The 14,854-nt window shown below is 45.1% G+C and carries 12 protein-coding genes and 1 riboswitch; of the genes, 10 read left to right on the forward strand and 2 right to left on the reverse strand.

What is annotated here, in order from left to right; translation table 11 throughout:
• Positions 1 to 119 precede the first annotated feature (119 nt).
• From B4C70_RS06800 to B4C70_RS06820, 5 genes are all read left to right on the forward strand, one after another.
• On the forward strand, positions 120 to 1,592 hold the full coding sequence (locus tag B4C70_RS06800; protein ID WP_290777839.1) for a glycosyltransferase: 1,473 nt from the start codon (positions 120 to 122) through the stop codon (positions 1,590 to 1,592).
• 17 nt (positions 1,593 to 1,609) lie between these two features.
• Positions 1,610 to 2,476 carry a UTP--glucose-1-phosphate uridylyltransferase GalU gene (gene galU, locus B4C70_RS06805; RefSeq protein WP_290777842.1) on the forward strand — a complete coding sequence of 289 codons (867 nt, stop codon included), beginning with the start codon at positions 1,610 to 1,612 and terminating at the stop codon, positions 2,474 to 2,476.
• Between the two features lie 165 nt (positions 2,477 to 2,641).
• Positions 2,642 to 3,046 (forward strand): hypothetical protein, encoded by a 405-nt coding sequence (locus tag B4C70_RS06810; protein WP_290777845.1) that lies wholly within the window; start codon positions 2,642 to 2,644, stop codon positions 3,044 to 3,046.
• Complete coding sequence (locus tag B4C70_RS06815) at positions 3,030 to 3,764, forward strand: nuclease-related domain-containing protein (protein WP_290777848.1); 735 nt, start codon at positions 3,030 to 3,032, stop codon at positions 3,762 to 3,764. The genes B4C70_RS06810 and B4C70_RS06815 overlap by 17 nt, the downstream gene beginning before the upstream one ends.
• Positions 3,765 to 3,798: 34 nt before the next feature.
• Positions 3,799 to 5,502 (forward strand): hypothetical protein, encoded by a 1,704-nt coding sequence (locus tag B4C70_RS06820; protein ID WP_290777851.1) that lies wholly within the window; start codon positions 3,799 to 3,801, stop codon positions 5,500 to 5,502.
• 124 nt (positions 5,503 to 5,626) lie between these two features.
• Here the strand turns inward: B4C70_RS06820 and B4C70_RS06825 are convergent, their stop codons facing one another.
• Together B4C70_RS06825 and B4C70_RS06830 are read right to left on the reverse strand one after the other, a co-directional pair.
• The gene (locus B4C70_RS06825) at positions 5,627 to 6,253 is read right to left on the reverse strand and encodes a GGDEF domain-containing protein (protein WP_290777854.1); all 627 of its coding nucleotides are present in this window, start codon (positions 6,251 to 6,253) and stop codon (positions 5,627 to 5,629) included.
• Positions 6,254 to 6,886: 633 nt separating this feature from the next.
• The gene (locus tag B4C70_RS06830) at positions 6,887 to 7,678 is read right to left on the reverse strand and encodes an endo alpha-1,4 polygalactosaminidase (protein WP_290777857.1); all 792 of its coding nucleotides are present in this window, start codon (positions 7,676 to 7,678) and stop codon (positions 6,887 to 6,889) included.
• Positions 7,679 to 7,784: 106 nt separating this feature from the next.
• A riboswitch (cyclic di-GMP riboswitch) is annotated at positions 7,785 to 7,869 on the reverse strand.
• Between the two features lie 71 nt (positions 7,870 to 7,940).
• On the opposite strand from B4C70_RS06830, the gene B4C70_RS06835 reads away from it, so the two are divergent.
• Genes B4C70_RS06835 through pelG form a run of 5 tightly spaced genes read left to right on the forward strand, consistent with a single transcriptional unit; the run spans position 7,941 to position 14,760 of the window.
• On the forward strand, positions 7,941 to 9,167 hold the full coding sequence (locus tag B4C70_RS06835; protein ID WP_290777860.1) for a GAF domain-containing protein: 1,227 nt from the start codon (positions 7,941 to 7,943) through the stop codon (positions 9,165 to 9,167).
• Entirely contained in the window at positions 9,164 to 10,072 is a 909-nt protein-coding gene (locus B4C70_RS06840; RefSeq protein WP_290777863.1) for a hypothetical protein, read from the forward strand. Before B4C70_RS06835 ends, B4C70_RS06840 begins: the two co-directional genes overlap by 4 nt.
• Positions 10,069 to 11,904 carry a DUF2194 domain-containing protein gene (locus tag B4C70_RS06845; RefSeq protein WP_290777865.1) on the forward strand — a complete coding sequence of 612 codons (1,836 nt, stop codon included), beginning with the start codon at positions 10,069 to 10,071 and terminating at the stop codon, positions 11,902 to 11,904. The genes B4C70_RS06840 and B4C70_RS06845 overlap by 4 nt, the downstream gene beginning before the upstream one ends.
• The gene (gene pelF, locus B4C70_RS06850; RefSeq protein ID WP_023469424.1) at positions 11,901 to 13,319 is read left to right on the forward strand and encodes a GT4 family glycosyltransferase PelF; all 1,419 of its coding nucleotides are present in this window, start codon (positions 11,901 to 11,903) and stop codon (positions 13,317 to 13,319) included. Before B4C70_RS06845 ends, pelF begins: the two co-directional genes overlap by 4 nt.
• The gene (pelG, locus tag B4C70_RS06855) at positions 13,300 to 14,760 is read left to right on the forward strand and encodes an exopolysaccharide Pel transporter PelG (RefSeq protein WP_290777869.1); all 1,461 of its coding nucleotides are present in this window, start codon (positions 13,300 to 13,302) and stop codon (positions 14,758 to 14,760) included. The genes pelF and pelG overlap by 20 nt, the downstream gene beginning before the upstream one ends.
• Positions 14,761 to 14,854 lie beyond the last annotated feature (94 nt).

Genomic DNA, 14,854 nt, shown 5'->3' on the forward strand with positions numbered 1-14,854 from the left:
GTTTCTGAGGGAGGCAGATCGGAAATAATAAAAGATGCTGAAATATGAAAAAGAAAACAGGCGACTGTCTGTCTTAACAGAGAATAGGTTCGGAGAACGGGAAAAAGGAAGTGTGAATCATGCTGTATACGATGACTTCGACATTACCGGCACAACATGGGGGACGCACGAAGTCGCTCCTCAGTCGAATCGCAATGATCGAAAAACACCTTGGCTATGCGACAACGATCCTTACAACCAACTATGATGCAGCATACGATCGTATCGTACAAATCTTTAGAGAAAAGAACATTTTAAGCGAGACGACGCAAATCGAGAATATCTACGAATGGCTCTCCGGAAATCGATTATATGAAGCTACGACACCGCTTGTGACTTCCCGGGGAATCGAAGGATTACGAGCTGTGCAGGTAGACACAGACACAGTCCGGTACTATGACGGGGACACATATGTCTTATACCGGAAGTACCATGAAGCGGGTGATCAGCTGTCATTTGAAGACTTCATGAGTCCTGCATCGAAGAAAAAAGTCGAGCGCTGGCAATATAACGATAACGGTCGATTGCATCGCAAGATTCGATACTCACCAAAAACGCATAAAAAAATTCATGAACAATTTTATGACCAAGAAGGTCATATCTACTGCGAAAAACATTATGAGGAACAAAAACGGAATAAATTGATTTCGATTCAAACCTACCAACTTGGACGTCCTGTCCATACCTTTCAGACTGAAAAGGATTTATTTCTCTACTACTTCAATCATCGGTTGACGGATGGAGATATCGTCTTCAACGATGCGCGACTTCTCGACTGGTCATTGCTCAACTGTCAGGTACGGACAAAAAATATTCTCGTGTTCCATAATTCTCATTTGGAATTAGATCAGCAACGAATCAAAAAATCTTACCAAACCGCTCTCAAAGGATCGGATCGTGTGGCAAAATATCTCGTCTTGACGACACATCAAAAAGACGAGATTCAAGCGCGTTTTCCGATACCGGATGATCAGTTCGCAGTCATTCCGCACTCGATCAAACCGGTCGAGATCGACCGGACGCATGTAGAGGATCAATTCTGTTTTATCGGACGCTTTGGAAAACAAAAGCAACTCGAGCACTTGCTCCGCAGTTACGCAATCTTCAAACGATCGGGACATCCGACGAAGCTTGCGCTGTATGGAGCGGATGAGGATGGACAACTAGCGTTGATGAAGCAGATGATGTATTTACTGAATATCGAGGAAGATGTTCTCATTCACGACTTCACATCGACACCGGACCAAGTATTCGCTGCGTCCCGTGCGTCGTTATTGACGAGTCGCTTTGAAGGATTCGGACTAACCGTCATGGAAAGCATTAATGTCGGCTGTCCTGTCATTGCTTACGACGTTCGGTACGGACCGCGTGAAATCATCGAAGATGGTCAAAATGGTTACCTCGTCCCTGAAGGAGACGTCACGGGATTCGCAGAAAAGATGGTCGAGATCGTCGAACGACCACTCCCACATGTGCGGACGAAACCTGGGTTATATGAAACACAAGGCATCGAAAATTACCGCAACCTGATGAACTGGCTGCATACTGAATGATCGAAGGAGCGAATGTCATGAAAAAACCAATCAAAAAAGCCATTATTCCAGCTGCGGGGCTCGGCACACGTTTTTTACCGGCAACAAAAGCCATGCCGAAAGAGATGTTACCAATCCTCGATAAACCGACGATTCAATATATCGTGGAAGAAGCCGCTGCCGCAGGAATCGAAGATATCATCATCGTGACCGGGAAACACAAGCGTGCGATCGAGGATCATTTTGATCATCAATATGAACTAGAAGCTGCACTTCAAGCGTCGGGAAAACTAGATTTACTCGAGAAAGTATGTGCCTCGACGAATCTCGCGAATATCTTTTATGTCCGCCAAAAAGAACAAAAAGGACTCGGTCATGCGATTTGGACGGCTCGTCAATTCATCGGCGACGAACCATTCGCCGTCTTGCTCGGTGATGATATCGTCGAATCGGAGACGCCGGCGATCCGGCAGTTGATGGACGCCTACGAAGAGACCGGTCAGTCCGTCATCGGTGTCCAAGAAGTCGAACCGAAAGAAACACATCGCTACGGAATCATCGATCCACTCGATAAAGAGGGACGACTTTACCCGGTCCGCCGATTCGTCGAGAAACCGGAGTCCGGGACAGCGCCTTCGAATCTTGCGATCATGGGTCGGTACGTCTTGACGTCAGATATCTTTGATTACTTGGAGAATCAATCAGAAGGCGCTGGGGGCGAGATTCAATTGACCGATGCGATCGAACGGTTGAATGCGGACCAAGCGGTCTATGCGTTTGATTTCGAGGGGAACCGTCATGATGTCGGTGAGAAACTCGGTTTCGTCAAGACGACGATTGAATATGCGATGAAGGATCCTGAAATGCATGAAGAATTAAAAGCGTTCCTGAAACGATTCCAGTGAATCAGACGTGTACGCCCGAGGGGGTGTACACGTTTTTTAATGGCTTCAAAAATTGTTATAGGTATATTACAAAAATAAAAAAACACTTTACTTCATTAGAGAAAAATAAAAGGAATTAAATGTAAGACAGATTGTAGAATATGAATAGATGAAAGGGGTGTTTGAATGGCAGAACAAACAGAAGTAATAGCAACCATTGTTATAGGGTTAGTTATGATCGCGATTCCTTCTCTTTTTGTATCTTATATTATTCGTAGTATCCACCGTTATTTTTATTTAAGTAAGTTGATGAAGATATGTGTTTACGAAGTACTGGACGACCGCAAAGTCGATCAAATGATTCGGACGTTCCGAAAATGGCGGAATTTCTTAAATTCACCGACGACCTGGAACTATGCACGACGTATCAATGAACAAGTCATGATGAGTCATCACGTTTCTTTTGCAAAGAAGCAGGCACTCTATCAGGAATTTTATCGATTAGGCGTTTCGGGAATTCAAGGACCACGTTCTGAAGCCCGTCCAATGACTGAAGGAAAGGGAGTATTCATCCATGGCGAAGGTTCATAATGGTTCGCAACATCTACAGCAATCGATTTCAACATACAAGCAAGAAAAACAAAAAGGAACGCTGCAGATCATACTCAGTCTTGTAGTTGCGTTTTTACTATTATTCCTGCAACCGTTAGTCGGTATCGTCGTGGGTATTATTCTTGTTGTCTACTTCTCGAAACGAAGTTCATCACGAGCGGGAATTTCAGCAGAAGAGTACCGAATCCAGCTCCACGGTTTAAACGGTGAGAAGCGATTGACAAGTCAGTTAGCAAAGCTGCCTGAGAACTACGATATCTACACGAACGTGTTCATTGATTGGCAAGGTAAGCAAAGCGAACTGGATTCAGTCGTCGTTGGACCGACAGGCATCTATGTCGTCGAAATGAAGTCGATGCGTGGACGCGTTTACGGTGACGAAGCAGAAAAAAACTGGTATCTCGAAAAAACGGGACGTCAAGGCGGCGTATACGGTAAGGAGTTCTACAATCCGACGAAACAAGTAGGGACGCATGTCTACCGTTTAGCAAATAATTTACGTCCGATCGCAAAAAACCTTTGGGTTCAAGGTGTCGTGTTATTCGATCATGAGACCGCTCTCGACGTGACAAGTCAAAAGACGATTGTTACGAATGACGTCAACCAGTTGCGCGCTTATATCGAAAAGCAACCGCTGACGATCGAGTCAAAAGATATTGCGCGTATCAAGTCCTATTTCGAGCAGGGAACAGCTTAAAAAATGGATAGATAACCAAAGGGAGAGATGGAACATGAAAAAAAGTTTAGTGATTGGGATCGTGAGTGCACTATGCCTTGGTGGAAGTAACGTTTCCGCACTCGTTTCGTTTCCAAATACGGCTTCTATCGCTTCAGCAGAGAAGCTGGTCATATCAGCAGATCAATCCCATGTTTGGGCGATGGATGCAAATGAATTCGGAAGTAAAGCGTTCGACGTAAAAACAGGTGCTAAAATACACACTTTGGAAGAAAACATGAAAGACTTCACCGTATCCGATGACGGGACGCGTCATATTGCTTTAGTAGAAGCTGGATTTGTTGTCTATGATGCTACGTTACAACCCATGCAATCGAAAGTACAGACGATTTCTATCAATCAAGAAAAAGTAGAAAACTTTTCGTATGCAGTCTTCGTTCCAAATTCACATACCGTCATTTTTTTGGCGGATGAATCAGATGAAGGTAAGTTAATTGGATATGATTTAGATAAGAAAGTCGTCACGTTTGTTCGAGGGACACAACAATTCGGAGAACTATTGACTTCGAAGCAATACGTATATGTTAAAGGAGAAGAAGCTGTTTACGTTTATACACACGACGGAAAGTTTATTCGTGAAATCCCTTCCGTAGATGACACGGTTTTAAATGACATAGATGTCACGCGTGACGATGTGCTTGTCGTCGCAGAAGATGCGACAGCTGTTCATGTCTACGATGGAAAAAATGACTTTCAAACGGTCGCTCCACGTGGATTCGTAACAGAAACAGATCGAGGAGTCCAGTCTGTTGCGATCGATCCTTCCGGTTCATATGTTGCAACACTTGATGAGGATGAGCAATTCCGTTTATTTGATCGTTCAGGACGCCGTATTTTTACATCTCTCGATAAGGGAGATGACTTTACTAAGGGACCGATTGCGATGACAGATCAAGCTAATACGATCATGATTGGTTCAGAAGAGGGAACGAATCTTTACGACGGCAGTAAAGTCATGGAACGCACGACATCGATCCTGATCCCGAAAGTACATGCGGCAATTCAAGCCGGAAAGAAGCAAACACTTCAGCTAACAGTTCAACAATTTGATGGAAAAGCGAAATCGATTCGTACAGGAGTTAAGTGGTCAATGACATCAAAAACGGTCCAAATCAAGAAAGGAATACTGTATGGCGTCAAACCGGGGAGTTATACGTTAAAGGCAACGTATGAAGGGCTATCCGTTACGTTAAAAGGGAAAGTGACACAAGCACCGCTAGCAAGCTTATCCGACGTCGACTGGTTAAAGAGACACTGGGCGAATATTGAAAAAAGCGGAACGTTCGAAGGGGCGTATCCATTTTCGACGCCATTTAATCAAATCAAAGGTAGTAAAGGAACGATCAGTCTTGCCAATTCAGATGGTGTATTTCATGGTCCGTTGATAAAGGACTTACTCTATCGCAACGCAGCAACGATGCAGTATCCTAAATCTAATCGTTTAGGCATCGTTTTCCTTGTTCCCGCCTTGTCTGAGCGAAAATTACAGAAGCAAGAAATCTTACAAGCCTTCGGAAGAAAATATAAAAATCTGTGGCTAGGTAATGGAACAGCTGATTATACAGTGGAGAAAGGAAAAAAAGTATTTGCACGGTACGGTATTAAAACATATCATCAATATGTTGTTGGTAAAAGTGACATCATTATTTACTACGACCAAAACGATATTGCACGTATGATTTCTATCTCTCAATTTTAATCTATCCTAAACAGTCATCATGGATTTTTCTGAGGTGACTGTTTTTTATTAACAGATGACATCGAAGTATTAGAACGACCCGAATGTGTAATCCGCTTGGATCATACATTCGGGTCGTTTACTTTTATAACAGATGACTTGCAATCCGAACGATGTTTCGTCCGGATCGTTTCGCTTGATAAAGCGCTTGATCTGAGAGTTCCATCGAGTGCTGGACAGGAATGTCGCGCTTTCCGGAAGAGAGTCCGATCGATGTCGTGACGTGAATCGAAGAGCCGTCTAATAGACGGAACGTATGCCGTTCGACTTCCTGACGGATCCGTTCAGCGATGGTAGTCGCTTGTTCTGCCGTCAAATCGGTCAGGAGCACGATGAATTCTTCGCCACCCATCCGGGCGACTAAATCTTCTGGACGTGTATTGCGCTCTAAAATTTTTGCGAACTGTTCCAACACGGCATCACCATTAGAGTGACCATATTGGTCGTTCACTTGTTTGAACTGATCCAAATCAAGGATGATCAAGTGATAGGTCGAAGATTGACCGGCGAGTGTCTTGGCACGTAATTCCCATGCCCGCCGATTAGCAAGCCCCGTCAACGCATCATACTCTGCTAAATGTTGATAGACCTCGAGCTGTTTTCGGTGGCGTTGCTGCAGCGGCAACAGATAGAGGAATATACCGTACATCAATAACATGAGACTTACATGAAAGACGATCGTGGAAAGCGTTCGATCCGGTAGGAAGAACAAAATGGTACTTCCGATCAGAAGATGCAGCATACCTAAGCGTAGAGCGAGATATGTCTTTTTTTTGTAGGAGTGACGAGAGAATCACGATGCCTGCTACTGAAAGAAGCACTTGCTCGATATCTGCCTTCATTCCTGTATTCATTAGAGTGATGAGCGCTATGCTGAAGAACGCTCTTTTTTCTCGGTGATAAGCCAGTATAACAAAAGGAATGACTTGCCAGATCAATGCATATGATAAAAATAAGACGTCGATGATCAACAAATAACTGCCGAACCAGAGAATCAGGATGACAGTGCCTGCGATTTCACTATTTCTATTACGAATCAGTTGGTATGTGGCTAAAAGGAGATACGTCAGGGCGAATATCATGGACCCTTGAATCATCCAGTTTTGAATCATATATAAGACATCCAATCTATACAAATAGTTTTCTAAAATATATAATTAAAAACAAGTAGTGTCAAATACTGTATATCAGTATTTGACATAATAGATTTATATCGAGACAAAAAGGACCATTTTCCTCAGATTTTAGAGGGAAATGGTCCTTCATCTTCGAAGTAAAGCATATGCCAGATACTTGACAAGTGATGGGATTCACTGTCATTTTATAAGGTGGTATATGAAAGGGTTTAGAATTTATTGTAATTCAAATCGGCGTTTGATTTCATGTGAAGGAATCCATTCTTTTGAGCGAGTGTCGCACTTTTTGTTCCTTGTACAGAAGAAATCGTCAATGTTTTGATGTCTTGAGATTGACTCAATTTTTGGAGGTCTGTCATCCGATCCTTTGACCACTGATCGTTGGCGACCGTTGAATAATTGAAGTTCTCCCACATGATGCCGTCGACATAAGGATACGTATGATATTTCAACGTTCCGAATCCCCAGTTTTGGATCAGTGATAGAGACCCATGTTTTGTTTTTAGTGATTTTAAGAAGTTTGTCATTCCTACCCGTTGTTGTTCAAGAACGGCAGGCTGGTCGGCATGTTCGTTATCGATGTTACCGACTGTATCGAGGAAAACGCCATCTAGTCCTTTTTGGACGATTTGTTTCTCGACTTCTTTCATTAAAACAGCTTGGTAGTGCTTCGATGTAATATCCGTTAAGTACGAATCCCATTCAGCGTAATGAATACGCTGACCATCGCGATGGAAAAAGTCTGACTCGACGAGTTGTCCCATCAAATCCGTATTCCAGTTGTCTGCTTCCATCGTGTTGATGTAGCCGTATACTTTTGTTCCGTTTTGTTGGATCTGTTTAATTTGTGCAGCGGAATAAAAGACCGGTTCGATGATCATGACATCGTATTGTTGCATCTTTTTGATTTTCGCTGCTGACGGTGCGTCGTAGTAAACTTTGTACGACTTCGCATCGTCCAGTGGATTGGATTTTGCTGCTTTTGCGTCTAGTGACGACATGAAGAACACTCCTAATAAAAGAATGCACAAAATAGACGTCATGCGCTTGAGTGAGATAATACCCATGTTGATAGCCTCCTGATTAATTATCAGAGAGCGGCCGCGGCATTGCAGACTGGCGATCGGTATCCGGAGATCGACGACCCATGTCTTTGCGCCCTTACTTTTCAGTAAGTTTGCCCTTCTCGATATGAAATTGTAGTGTTCCAACGATACATTTCTTCCATCTTCATACCGATAAAAAACAAAAGGAGTGAATAAAATGATATATACTCAGCACCGGCAAGGCATCAAGTGGATTGAGATGATCGTTAGTATTCTTATTATCGGCACTTTAGACTATATGTTTAACCTTTCGATCTTAAATTGGACGATTGACCCACTTATTTTTTATATTTTACTTTTTTCTCTCCGTTACGGACTCCTCGGAGCATTCGCGAGTTTCCTGTTTACGATGATTTATCACCTGAGTTCTCTCGCCTGGGCGGGAGAAGACGTCTTACTCTTCGTTTATGATCGTGGCGAATTGTCATGGATCATTTTGCACTTCTTAGTTGCGATTTCATGCGGCATGTTCAGTACTTCTTTCCAAGAACGTTATCTATCCTTACGCTTACGACAAGAGGAAGTGACAGAAGAGAACGAACGGTTGCGCGATACGCTCGAAAAATTGCGCGTTGCGCAAGAGGCAATGCGTAACAAAGTGCTTGAATCCAATCACACGTTGACGAACATTTACCGGATCGGAACAGAACTTGATCAATCTGTCGCGGACATCGTACGCGATAAGCTGTTGCAAATCTTACAGGATTCCTTCGATGCGAAGGAAATCGCGATCTATCACGTTGATGCGTCACGTCGTACGCTTCGTTTGCATATTCGTTTTGGTGATAAGGAACTGTTGCCGCAAACGATGTTCATCGATCCGGAACAAGGCATCTATCAACGGATGTTTCAGAAACAGGCGATTGCCATCCGGACAATTGATGAGACGGATGTCCCGTTACTGATTGCGCCAATCCGTTATGACGGACGCATCCAGGAAGTCGTCGTCATTCAATCGATCGCCTTCGAACGTTTGACGAACTATGAGATGCACGTCATGCAATTGATCGTCGATTGGACAGGGTCGCGCATCGAGAAAGCAATGTTGATGGAATGGATCGAGACGCGTCATGAATTGATTGAAGGCACGCGTATCTTCAAACGGGAGCACTTCGAGGAGAAAGTGAAATACCAAGAATATCGACGCGAGCATTATGGTCAGCCGTATAGCCTCGCACAGCTTGATATTCGCAATACACCGTTTTCTCTGATTGAACTGGAATTGATCTTGCGGCAATCGATGCGTGAAATCGACCTGATCGGTTTTGATGAAAACACGGAGCATCTTCAATTCTTATTACCCGGAACACCTCAAGAACATGCGAACCGATTCCTCGAACGAATCAAGGCTGTGTACGTTCAAAAAGGAGGGCGTGTCCAATGACGGCACTCCTGCTCATTCTTTATGTACTTCATCTTTTACTCATCGTATTGGCTTATCGTGTACTCGTCTTTCGATTGCCAGAGCAAGAGCGAGGGATCTTAACGTTCGTGTGCTTGTTCAGTGCCGTCCTACCACTTCTTGGTGAAGTACTAGGGGGACTGGCTTATCTGATTTCCCGTCGTTTTGCTTCTTCCGATACGTTACTGGATTACGATGAATATGTGCAGTTCGACGTGATGAATCTCGAAGGACTTCAACAGCAAGCTGCAGACAATATGGAGATGGTTCCGATCAAGGAGGCATTGAACATGGATGCGAAACGCCGGAAGCAATCGATGATTCATTTGACGACATCGTCCTTGAAGGAGACTGGGAAGTATTTGCAATACGGACTTGATCATGATGACTCGGAAACCGTCCACTACGCAGCGACGGTCCGAAATTCCTTATTTGACCGTTATGAAGCAAATCTTCGGCTACGGGAACAACAACTCAATCCGGTAGACGTGACGACGTATCATCTGTTCATTCAGGAATGTAAAACCTTCCTCGACAGTGGTCTATTAGATGAAGGCGGTATCGGTCGACTCGATGAGCGACTTCACCTCGTGCTAGAACAAATGCGCGCTCTCTATCCGACGGATCTCGTCCGGATTGAAGCGGAAGCGGAAATGGCGATACGTCAAGGCGAAGAGGAAAAAGCGATTTCCTTCTACAAAGAGATGATTCAGATCCATCCGACGTTGCCAGACGGATATTTAGCGTTGATTCGTTATTACTTTCAACGGCAGGACTGGACTTCGATCGGTCCGGTGCTCCATCAGTTAAGAACAACAGTAGCAGAAGAGGATATTCCAGAAGAGCATCGCTTCATATTGGAGCGTTTGGAAGGAGGAGACCAATGAACAAGAAACCTTATGGCCATCTCATTGGATTATTTGTCGTCTTATTCGTGACGATGGGCATCGTACAGCTGTTTCGTCTCGATTATCCACATCGACTGATTCCTTCTGAAAAAACGAAGGTCCGTTCATTCGAGACGGCAAATACGAAAACGACTGAAGCAAAAGGGGAAGCACTTCGTGTCTACTTGCTTCAAAATGATAGTGACCTGTCAAAAGGGGCAATTAAAAATTTCTCGTACGCGTTGAAATATGCGAAAATCGATCACCAACAAATTCGTACATCAGACATCAAGACACTTCAACCGAGTGACCGGACAGTGCTTGTCTTATCCGGTGAACATACGAAAGAATGGCCGTACGAGACCATCCGAAAGTTCGTCCAACAAGGAGGTCGCTTGTACATCGCTGGTCGCTTCATTGATCCGAAATGGGGCGACTTAGTAGGGGTAGAACGCTTTGGTGATTTTAAAGAGGATGTTAACGGGATGACATTCAAAAAAGATTTATTTCCCGGGTATATCGATTTACCGAAGACTTCTACTTTGTTTGTCCATAGTATTGCGGATGTGACGTTAAAAGATGCCGACGTCAAAATCGAGGCTGATGGGAATCCGATTTTATGGACCCATGAATACGGAAAAGGAGAGGTCTTGTTCTGGAATACTTCTTCGTTACTCGAAAAAAACTCGCGTGGTCTACTCGTCCAGTCCCTGTCATTACTGTTTCCGACATTCGTCAGTCAGCAAGTCGCTGTAAAGCTAGCGCACTTCGATGATTTCCCGGCACCCGTACCAGATGCCTCCAATCCAGCGATTCAGAAAAACTATGATTTGACCGTTAAAGATTTCTTTGCAGAAATCTGGTGGAAAGATATGCAACGGGTCGCGAAGGAACAGGATGTCATTTATTCCGGATTCATCATCGGAAGCTACAAGAATGCGATTTATGATACGGAAAAACAATTGATTGAAAACATTCGTTTTCCGATGCTGAACTTTGGACGCGGCTTATTGAAGATGGGTGGAGAACTTGGTTTACATGGATATAACCACCAACCACTCATCATTAACGGGGAGACGATGGATCCGAGTCTCGGCTATATCACTTGGGAGAACCGTAAGCAGATGATGAAAGGTATCGAAGAAGTGAAAACGGCACATCAGTATTTCTTCCCGAAAGAACAACTACGCAGTTATGTACCACCTTCTAACATCATCGGTCCGACAGGTCTATCTGTCTTAAATGAGGCGTTTCCGGATGGAATGATCATCGCGTCTCTCTATATCGGAGACCCGTCAAAAGGAAGTTACATCCAAGAGTTTGAGCCAGATCCGGTTCATAAGAATCTCTATAACTTCCCCCGGATCACAAGCGGATACAATGAATCGCCTGAAGACATGTTCGTCTTAGCAGATGCGGTCGCGAACTTCGGACTTGTCTCGCATTTCATCCACCCGGATGACGTCCTTGATGAACGACGCTCAAAAGGGCAAGGATGGCCGACGATGGAACGTTCGATAGAAAAGATGTTCAAAACGATCCATACGGATTATCCGTATCTCGAGAGTATGACACAGTACGATGGCTACAAAAAAATGAAGTTGTATCAAGAATCGAAAATCGATGTTCGTTATTCTAAAACAGCGATTGAGATTTCAGGTAGTCAAATGCTCCTTCCTTCGAAGATGGTCGTTCGTGTCAATGAAGGAAAACTGGAGACCGGGTCCTTCGCGTACGGGCAAGTGCGAAAACTTGGAGATGCGGACGATTTATACGAAGTAGAACTCAAGAAGAACTTCGCGCGCATACCGGTACTGGAGGGATCCCAATGAAGATTGGTTTAGTGTTAGAAGGGAGTTACCCTTATGTCAGTGGTGGCGTCGCTAGTTGGGCACATATGCTGATTCAACAAATGACAGAGCATGAGTTTGAACTGATCACGATCACACCTACACGCATGACGGAAGCAGAGTTCCGTTACACGCTTCCCGCGAACGTCGTTGGTGTGACGAACCTTCCACTCGATCAAACGCATGAGACGCGTCCGCTAAAACAGACGTTGACGCCGGAGCAGGAAGAGGATATCAAACGATGGATGCGATTCCAAGCGACGAACACGTCGATTTTCCCACTCTTCGGTCAGGCGATCGGAACATCGACGCAATTTTTCTCAAGTCGTCTCTTTTTTGATCTCGTCAAGACGAGTTACCGGGAAGAACGACAAGCTGGCTCCTTCATCGATTATTTATGGATGTGGCGTAGCATGTATGCGCCTGTTCTGGAACTGCTCCAAGCCGACTTACCGACCGTCGATTTGATCCATTCTGCGTCGACGGGATATGCGGGACTCGTCGCAGCGGCGATCAAACAACGCCAACACGTCCCGTTCGTCCTAACGGAACACGGGATCTACTCCCGTGAACGAGAAGAGGAGCTCGTCCAAGCGATGTGGATTCCACAAGAATACCGCATGCACTGGGTGCAGTTCTTCCATCACTTATCACGCGAAGCCTACGCTGGGGCGGACAATATCATCACGCTCTTTGACCGAAACGGTGAATTGCAGCGTGAACTTGGAGCACCTGCCGAAAAAATTCGCGTCATCCCGAATGGAATTGATGCGACAGGACTTGCTGCGTTAGGACATACTCCAAAGCAAGATGTACTCCGGATCGGCGCAATCGTCCGCATTGTTCCAATCAAGGACATCAAGACGATGATCCATGCCGCGAAGGTTTTACAGGAAATGCACGTTCCATTTGAAATGACGATCATGGGTCCGCTTGAAGAGGATCCGGAATACGCCCGTGAATGCCAAGAACAAATCGATCTCTTTGAACTATCAGAGAGTGTGAAACTCGTCGGAAAGGTCGATATCCGGAGCTATCTGCCATCATTTGATGTCTGCTTGTTGACGAGTATTTCCGAAGGTCAACCACTGGCTGTCCTAGAAGGCATGGCTGCAGGGATACCGTGGGTCGTCACTGATGTCGGTGCATGTTCCGAGCTGATCAACGGACGTGAGGATGATCCTTACGGTCCGGCTGGATTCGTCGTGCCACCGGTCAATCCTCGCCGGATCGCAGAACGGTGTGCCTGGTTCCAGTCACATCCGGAAGAAGCGATTCGCTTTGGACGAAATGGGAAAGAACGCGCGCTTGCGTATTACCAGACGCACCGCTTCATCTCGGAGTATCAAACATTGTATCAAGAGAGGGGGGTGACGTATGGCGGGCATCGGGTTTAAGCTTCAAAAATTGTTTCAAGAGGACTATTTCTCATCTCGGTTAAAGGCATATGCTTTCGCTGGACTTGTCACGTCCGGTCCATGGCTCATCGTCATCTTGACGATCGCTGTGACCCAGTGGCTGACGACGTTCCTGTCGATTGCTTCTTTTGAAGAACGGACGACCTTCAATCTGGTCGTCTCATACAGCTTCATTTTTTCACAAGTGTTGCTCGGTATTCAGCAACTCGTCGTCACGCGCTATTTGGCGGACTGTTTCTACGAGAAACGATATGAAGATCTGTTTCCTGCATTTCTAGGTATGACGAAGATGACGATGGCGTTAGGCAGTATCGCCTTTCTCATCTTTCTCAGCTTCTCAAAACTTCCGTTCTTGTTGAACGGGCTGATCTTCATATTGTTCATGACGATCAATTTGATCTGGGTGCACTTCCTATTCTTAAGTGCCGCGAAGTTCTATCAGGCTGTCGCATACAGCTTTTTGATTGGCGGTATCGTAGCTGTCGGATCGGTCTTACTGATTGATCGGTATCTGATGGAGTATGTAACGGGTATCGTGACACCAAGTCTTGCCTTAACGGCAGGTTTCACATTCGGCATGATTATCACGTTATTCGGTCTATTCACCTCGATGTTGTTGACGTTCCCGCAACGCGGGACGAAAAATCAGTTTACCTACTTGAGTTATTTTGATCGTTACCCGGCGCTCTTTTGGACGAGTTTTCTCTACAATATCGGGGTGTGGGTCGGGAACTGGGTCATTTGGTTCTCTGACGGCGGTGCTGTTCATCTCGGGACATTCCGTTATCATCCGTTATACGATACGGCGATCTTCTTATCCTATTTGACGGTCATCCCGACGATGACGATCTTCGTCGTTTCCGTCGAGACGCGTTTCTATGAACGGTATCGCATCTTCTATGGATACGCGAACGAGGGAGGAACGCTGGATCAGGTTGAAAAAGCGCGGGACGCGATGTTACTCGTCTTACGACAGGAATTACAACGACTGTTTCGAAATCAAGGGTTGTTTACGCTGTTCACCTTATTGTTCGCCTCGACGTTGCTCGGTTACCTCGCATTACCTGAAGCAACGATCAGCATCTTCCAAATGACGACGATCGGTGCGTTCTCGAACGCGATGGTTCTCGTCTTGACCCTCTTGTTACTCTATTTTGAAGATCAAAAAGGGGCAGCATGGATTTCATGCGTATTTTTCTTCTCTAATGGGGTTTTAGCCTTGTTGATCGCACCGTTCGGTTTTTCCGGATACGGTCTCAGCTTCGCGATCGGATCGACCTTGACGTTTGCGTTTGCGCTCATGCGACTCATCCATTATGTCTCGGATATTGATTACCATACGTTTTGTCGGATGGTGTTACCGCCACGCTCGATGCGTTTTACACGATGGAGTGAACGATTGAATCGTTCCTGGATGTGAAGCGGTTAAAGGTTCTTTTGAGGAGATCAATAGTATGTAGGTTAATTTGAAAAGGCGATCCATTTCCGAATTCGTATCGGAAGTGGATCGCCCT

Origin of the sequence: Exiguobacterium sp. UBA5002 (assembly GCF_002396765.1) — a bacterium.
Classification (GTDB): Bacteria; Bacillota; Bacilli; order Exiguobacteriales; family Exiguobacteriaceae; genus Exiguobacterium_A.

Bases quoted from the DNA above. Each gene is read 5' to 3' on its own strand.
- B4C70_RS06800 (WP_290777839.1), top strand. From the start codon at position 120: ATGCTGTATACGATGACTTCGACATTACCGGCACAACATGGGGGACGC.
- galU (WP_290777842.1), top strand. From the start codon at position 1,610: ATGAAAAAACCAATCAAAAAAGCCATTATTCCAGCTGCGGGGCTCGGC.
- B4C70_RS06810 (WP_290777845.1), top strand. From the start codon at position 2,642: ATGGCAGAACAAACAGAAGTAATAGCAACCATTGTTATAGGGTTAGTT.
- B4C70_RS06815 (WP_290777848.1), top strand. From the start codon at position 3,030: ATGGCGAAGGTTCATAATGGTTCGCAACATCTACAGCAATCGATTTCA.
- B4C70_RS06820 (WP_290777851.1), top strand. From the start codon at position 3,799: ATGAAAAAAAGTTTAGTGATTGGGATCGTGAGTGCACTATGCCTTGGT.
- B4C70_RS06830 (WP_290777857.1), bottom strand. From the start codon at position 7,678: ATGTCGTCACTAGACGCAAAAGCAGCAAAATCCAATCCACTGGACGAT.
- B4C70_RS06835 (WP_290777860.1), top strand. From the start codon at position 7,941: ATGATATATACTCAGCACCGGCAAGGCATCAAGTGGATTGAGATGATC.
- B4C70_RS06840 (WP_290777863.1), top strand. From the start codon at position 9,164: ATGACGGCACTCCTGCTCATTCTTTATGTACTTCATCTTTTACTCATC.
- B4C70_RS06845 (WP_290777865.1), top strand. From the start codon at position 10,069: ATGAACAAGAAACCTTATGGCCATCTCATTGGATTATTTGTCGTCTTA.
- pelF (WP_023469424.1), top strand. From the start codon at position 11,901: ATGAAGATTGGTTTAGTGTTAGAAGGGAGTTACCCTTATGTCAGTGGT.
- pelG (WP_290777869.1), top strand. From the start codon at position 13,300: ATGGCGGGCATCGGGTTTAAGCTTCAAAAATTGTTTCAAGAGGACTAT.